This window comes from Halobacillus sp. BBL2006 (assembly GCF_000786645.1).
GTDB lineage: Bacteria > Bacillota > Bacilli > Bacillales > Halobacillaceae > Halobacillus.
Window position 1 is genome coordinate 1 of the sequence record NZ_JRNX01000525.1, and the last position, 6,198, is coordinate 6,198.

Genomic DNA, 6,198 nt, shown 5'->3' on the forward strand with positions numbered 1-6,198 from the left:
ATGGCTGGAGGCTCTACTTTAGGAGCATTCTCGTGAAGCAGCCATGTTGCTGCATAGTGAGTATCAGACACCTTGAACATTGGTGGCTCTTGTTCCAGGTCGATTTGCATAGCGTATTCATTTCGAGCAGCGAACGCATCTCCTTTTGGCGGATCCAATAGATCCGGCGGAGAACCAGGGATGGCGTAAAGCTCTTCATCGTCACTATCTAATGAAGGCATGGAGCCTAATAGTCCCCACGTGTAAGGGTGTTTAGGGTTGTAGAAAATATCATCGACCGTTCCAATCTCAACAATTTTACCCGCATACATGACCGCCACACGGTCAGCAACGTTCGCTACGACACCAAGGTCGTGCGTGATGAAAATTGTTGCAGAGTCGGTCTTCTTCTGAATATCTTTCATTAGTTCCAAAATTTGAGCTTGAATTGTAACGTCTAACGCTGTTGTCGGCTCATCGGCAATCAACAGCTTTGGATTACAAGCTAATGCAATGGCTACAACAACACGCTGTCTCATTCCACCAGAGAATTGGTGTGGATATTGTTTAAGGCGAGATTCAGGATCAGGAATTCCTACTAATTCAAGCAGTTCAACAACACGCGTACGTGCTTGCGCCTTGCTCATTTTTTGGTGCTTGATCAGCCCTTCCATAATCTGATTCCCAACCTTCATTGTAGGGTTAAGAGAAGTCATAGGATCCTGGAAGATCATCGCCATTTCTTTACCACGAATTTTCTGCATTTCTTTTTCGCTTATATTGGCAATGTCTCTGCCTTCAAAGATGATTTCACCTTCTTTGATTCGACCGGGTGGCTTAGGAATCAAGTGCATAAGCGCTTTGGTTGTTACGGACTTACCAGAACCGGACTCTCCGACAATGGCAAGGGTCTCACCTTTTTTCAGATCGAAATTGACCCCACGCACAGCTTTTACTTCACCGCCGTAGGTGTCAAAGGAAACATGCAAGTTTTTAACATCTAGTAATTTTTCCATTTTGTACACCTACCTCCTATTCACGCATCTTCGGATCGAATGCATCACGAAGACCGTCAGCTAAGACATTAAAGGCAATCATGATTAGAGAGATTACAATTGCCGGGAATAATAAAATATGTGGATAAATCTGTAATGAGTTAAATCCATCCTCTACAAGGGTACCTAACGATGCAATCGGTGTCGGCAGTCCAAGCCCAATAAAGCTCAAGAAGGCTTCGAAGAAGATAGCACTTGGAATGGTAAACATCGTATTAATGATGATTAATCCTAATACGTTAGGAACTAAGTGTTTACGCAAAATACGGTTATCTGGTGACCCGAGAGTCTGTGAAGCAAGGACGAATTCTTGGTTTTTCAGTTTCAAGACTTGTCCCCTGACAATCCGGGCCATCGATATCCAGCCGGTTATCGTCAACGCAATCGTAATCGAGAGGATCCCAGGTTCTAAGATCAGGATCATAAGAATTACCACGACAAGGTTCGGGATTCCGATAAGAATTTCGATGATTCGCTGCATATAGTTGTCGACACGACCACCGTAGTAGGCAGAAATTCCGCCATAAGCAACACCAATGACCATATCAATCGCTGCGGCTAAAAAGGCAATGTACAAGGAAATTCTTGTTCCTTTCCACGTACGTGTCCACAAGTCACGACCAAGGCCGTCTGTACCGAACCAGAAGTTCTCTTTCATATCTTTCGCTGCATAAACATCATAAACAGCTTTCACTTTTGCAGGTTCTCCATTAGAACCGTCGTTTAAAGTTTCAAGATTAATAAATTCTTCTTGATTATTAAAACGCATGAGCGCTTTTGTCTTCGCTTGATCTAGAGATTGTGCCTCTGATACGTCGGATAGCGTACCATCCATACCTAACCAGCTGAGTGCTTCAACTTTAGGCGGCATTTTCGCACGAGATAAGTCTTGTTCGAATTCTCCATACTTATTCATGTACGGTCCGAATATAGCCATAAGAATCAGGACAACTAAAACAACAAGTCCTATCATCGCTCCTACGTTTTTACGCAGTCGGATGAAAGAATCCTGCCAGAATGATAGGCTGGGACGATTGATCTTTTCACTTTCGTTATCTTTCCTATCGACGGGTACAAATAAATCTTTCGATGGTTTGTGATTATCCATAAAGTTACTACTCTCCTTCTGCTAGACGAATTCTTGGATCAATGACTCCGTAAAGAAGGTCAATGACCAGGACGATGAAGATGAAAAGGAATGCGATTAGTAACGTGGTACCCATAATGATTGGAAAGTCATTAGTATTAATCGCTTTTACGAACTGTTCACCAATTCCTGGAACGGCAAAAATGTTTTCAATAACAAGTGTACCTGTCATCAAACCGATAGCCAACGGGCCAAGTACCGTAATCAATGGAATTAAGGCATTTCGTACTCCGTGTTTGAATACGACACCAAATTTATTGACACCTTTTGCCCGTGCCGTCGTTATATAGTCAGACCCTAAAACTTCCAGCATTTCGGTTCTCATAAAGCGGGCTGCAATTGCAATCGGGAAGATGGCCAACGCAATTGTTGGAAGAACGGTATGTGCCCATGTTCCCCATAATGCAACTGGGAACCAGCCTAACTTTACACCGATGAAGTACTGCAAAATACCTGCGAATACGAAAGATGGGATGGATTTTCCGATAACGGCAATGAATGTCGAACCGTAATCAAGAAATCCGTTATGATAAATCGCTGATACAAGACCAAGCAGCATGCCAAGAATCGTACCAAGGACCATTGCTTGTACACCTAATGTCATGGAAGGACCGATACGCTCCATGATAATTGTCGTTACTTCTCTATTGTCGAACTGGAATGAGATTCCTAAGTCACCTTGTGTTAAATTCACCATGTAGTTGAAATATTGAACAGGTACCGGATCATCCAATCCATACTTTTCTAATACGACCGCTTGTTGTTCTTCTGATAATTTATCTGCAGCACTTAGGGGAGTACCTGGTAAGAACTTCATTAAGAAGAACGTGAACGTTGCGATCAAAAACATCGTTATAACCATGTAACCCAAACGTTGAAGTATATAACGTGCCATATCAACACCTCCTGTTAAGTTTAACCCTATATCTCTATATTATGGAATTGACAGAAATTTGTCTATAATTAGAAAACTTTGTTTACAGGGAAAAAGAGAGCATACGCCAACTTGGACATATACTCTCTCCCCTATAGCTAGCCTATATGTGGTTCGTTCCGCTTTATCGTATTATTTACCTTCGATATGAGCGTACTTATAGTTGTAGTCAGGTCCCATCGGGTTGACTTGAACATCTTTAACATATGGCTTCCAAAGTTGAGCACGTGCACGCTGATAAAGTGGCGCAAGTACTGCATCGTCTTGGATTAGCATTTTCTCAGCTTCTAGGAATGTTTCGAAACGTTTGACCGGCTCTTGAGCAAGTTCAGTATTCGCTTTTTCAATCATAGCGTCATACTCTTCATTAGCGTAACCAGTCTTATTGTTTCCACCGTCTGTAACCCACATGTTCAAGAACGTATTTGGATCGATATAGTCTGGGCCCCATCCAGCGTTCTGGATTTCATAGTTCATACTAGTGTCACGATCTAAACGTTCTTTAAATGGTACAGCTTGAACTTTTACAGTAAGACCTTCCAATTGCTCAAGTTGGTCTTTAATGTAAGCATCAAGGTTTTTCGCAGTTTCAGTGTCTCCACCAAGGTAGTTCAATTCAATTGTATCCTGGCCAAGCTCTTCTTTCGCTTTAGACCAAAGCTCTTGTGCTTTATCTACGTTATATTCAACCAGGTCACCGTTGATTTCACGGAAATCTTCACCAGATTCAGGGTGTTTAACAAAGTTTTGTGGAATATCACCAACAGCAGGGATTGAACCGTTATTCAAGATAACGTCAACCATGCTTTGACGGTCGATAACCATTTGCATTGCTTTACGAGCGTTTACGTTAGCAAGAACGTCATTCGCTTCTTGGTTAAATTTCAAGTAGAACAATGTTGGTTCTTCTTCTACGCGGAAATCTTCAGAAGAACGGTACTGGTCAACAAATTCAGCAGATAGATTTGCACGATCTACTTCACCAGTTTCATAAAGGTTTACACCAGTAGCAGTATCTTTAACAACTTTAACATTGATCTTGTTAAGTTTTACGTTTTCAGCATCCCAGTAATCTTCGTTTTTCTCTAGTACCCAACCTTCACCATGGTTCCATTCAGTAAGTTTGAATGGACCATTACCAAGGTATGAGTCTGTTTCAAGAGCGAACTGGTCGCCTTGTTCTTCAACGAATTTCTTGTTCAACGGTAGGAATGTACCGAAAGTAGTTAGAGATTCGAAGTAAGGAACTGGTTTTTCAAGTGTTACTTCAAGAGTATAATCGTCAACAGCTTTAACACCTAGTTCTTCTACTGGTGTGTCACCGTTAGCAATGTCTGTAGCGTTTTTAATAACTCCACCCATCATGTATGGACCGTACTCAGATCCAGTCTCAGGGTTAACAGCGCGCTGCCAAGCGTAAACGAAGTCGTTCGCTGTAACAGGGTCACCGTTTGTCCATGTTGCATCTTCACGAAGGTTGAACGTCCAAGTAAGACCGTCCTCGCTTACTTTGTGATCTTTTGCAATTCCTGGTTCTGCTTTAGCGTCTTTACCAAGGCGGTAAAGCCCGTCCATTGTAGAACCTAACCATTGGAATGCAACTGCGTCAGTTGCTAGTGATGGATCCATTGTTGGAATTTCAGCGGTATCCATAATGTTAAGTACTTGTTCGCTGTCTCCAGCTGCTTGATCTCCTGAGTCTCCTCCACTGTCATTTCCGCCATCGGAGCTAGAACCGTCTCCGCCGCCGGAACATGCAGCTAGGAACATGCTTAGTACTAGTGCGAGTACCAGCAATAACCAATTTGTCTTTTTCATGTAGAAAATGACCTCCCCTAAAAATTTTCAAAAAATTAATGTGGTATTTTGTCCACATATCGAATTATACAAGTTTTCTAACTATTTTGCATTAATTTTTTTCTTATATTTCTGAGAATCCCCTTCATTATTACGTTTCTATGACACAAAACGTGACTTTAGGCCTAGTTTATTTTACAATATTTTTGTCTATTAATAACTATTTATAAGACTGTTTGCATAAAAAATAACACGAAAAAACGCACATCCTTTGTTTATCACGTTTCTACGTTAAAGTAATTGCATAAATCATTCAAGTTTTTAATAACATAGAATTTTCTGTTTATTAATATAGTTTACAATTCCTTCAAAACTAAAAGCATGCTATAATATTTAATAGCTTTTTGATGGAAGGTGTGAATCTTTTTGAGTGTAATACGTAACAAATGGATGATGCTATTGTTCAATGTGATGGTCGTTACTTTACTATTCGCTGTTTTAGCCCCTGTATACGATTTATTTCATTACATTAATCAATTGTTTTATATCGCTTACTTCTATTTGTTCGTCGGGCTTCTCCTTTGGGTGATCCGAGGCGGGTTCTTCGATGCCATTACGTATAGTTTCAGACGCTTCTCTAATAAGATGGCGAAGCAGAAGGACTATTTAGATGATTGGAAGGAAAAACCTCTTCCCTCGCAAACTGTTGAGAAGAGCTGGCTTTCTTTCTTCTTATTCCACGGCTCTATGTTAGCGTTAGGTTTACTGGCATTACTTGCGGTCTACTACAACGTATAAATACTTGTGAGTCGGATATATATAGTTTATAATTACTTTTCAATTATATATGATAAGCGCGATGAGGAAGATAAAGTACTCTTAATGATATCTTTTCAGAGAGACTGTGGCCGGTGTGAACAGTCAGGACCATTAGGAGGAATTGGGACTTCTTAGCTTCGTTAAGACGTAAATCGGCGTTAACGATCTAAAGCAGACTTTTCTCAGGAAAAGTAATCAGGGTGGCACCGCGGAATCATTCGTCCCTTCCATTAGTGGAAGCGATGAATGGTTTTTTTTATGAATAAAATAGATGAGGTGAAGAAAATGAAGACAATTTTTTCTGGTATTCAACCGAGTGGTACATTAACACTGGGGAACTATCTGGGGGCAATGAAGCATTTTGTTGATTTACAAGAGGATCACAAATGCTACTTCTGTATTGTTGATGAACATGCGATCACAGTACCTCAGGATCGACTCAAGCTGAGAGATAACATTAAGTCACT

5 protein-coding genes, 1 pseudogene and 1 other annotated feature are annotated in these 6,198 nt (G+C 40.9%); of the genes and pseudogenes, 2 read left to right on the top strand and 4 right to left on the bottom strand.

Annotated features, from left to right (window positions below):
• The 4 genes from LD39_RS15170 to LD39_RS15185 form a co-directional block, all read right to left on the bottom strand.
• Nucleotides 1-995 (bottom strand): ABC transporter ATP-binding protein (locus LD39_RS15170; RefSeq protein ID WP_035549019.1); only part of this gene is annotated, 995 nt, incomplete at its 3' end.
• 16 nt (nt 996-1,011) lie between these two features.
• On the bottom strand, nt 1,012-2,142 hold the full coding sequence (gene opp3C / locus LD39_RS15175) for an oligopeptide ABC transporter permease (RefSeq protein WP_035549022.1): 1,131 nt from the start codon (nt 2,140-2,142) through the stop codon (nt 1,012-1,014).
• 7 nt (nt 2,143-2,149) lie between these two features.
• Entirely contained in the window at nt 2,150-3,076 is a 927-nt protein-coding gene (opp3b, locus tag LD39_RS15180; RefSeq protein ID WP_035549024.1) for an oligopeptide ABC transporter permease, read from the bottom strand.
• A gap of 171 nt (nt 3,077-3,247) precedes the next feature.
• Nucleotides 3,248-4,933, bottom strand: coding sequence for a peptide ABC transporter substrate-binding protein (locus LD39_RS15185; protein ID WP_035549027.1), 1,686 nt, complete (start codon nt 4,931-4,933; stop codon nt 3,248-3,250).
• A 405-nt stretch (nt 4,934-5,338) separates the two neighbouring features.
• Here LD39_RS15185 and LD39_RS15190 point away from each other — a divergent pair, with 405 nt between their 5' ends.
• A complete protein-coding gene (locus tag LD39_RS15190) occupies nt 5,339-5,710 on the top strand; it encodes a DUF3899 domain-containing protein (RefSeq protein WP_035549029.1) in 372 nt (123 codons plus the stop codon).
• A gap of 52 nt (nt 5,711-5,762) precedes the next feature.
• Nucleotides 5,763-5,960, top strand: a binding site (T-box leader).
• A gap of 56 nt (nt 5,961-6,016) precedes the next feature.
• Nucleotides 6,017-6,198 (top strand): annotated as a pseudogene (locus LD39_RS15195) (tryptophan--tRNA ligase); the annotation flags it as partial.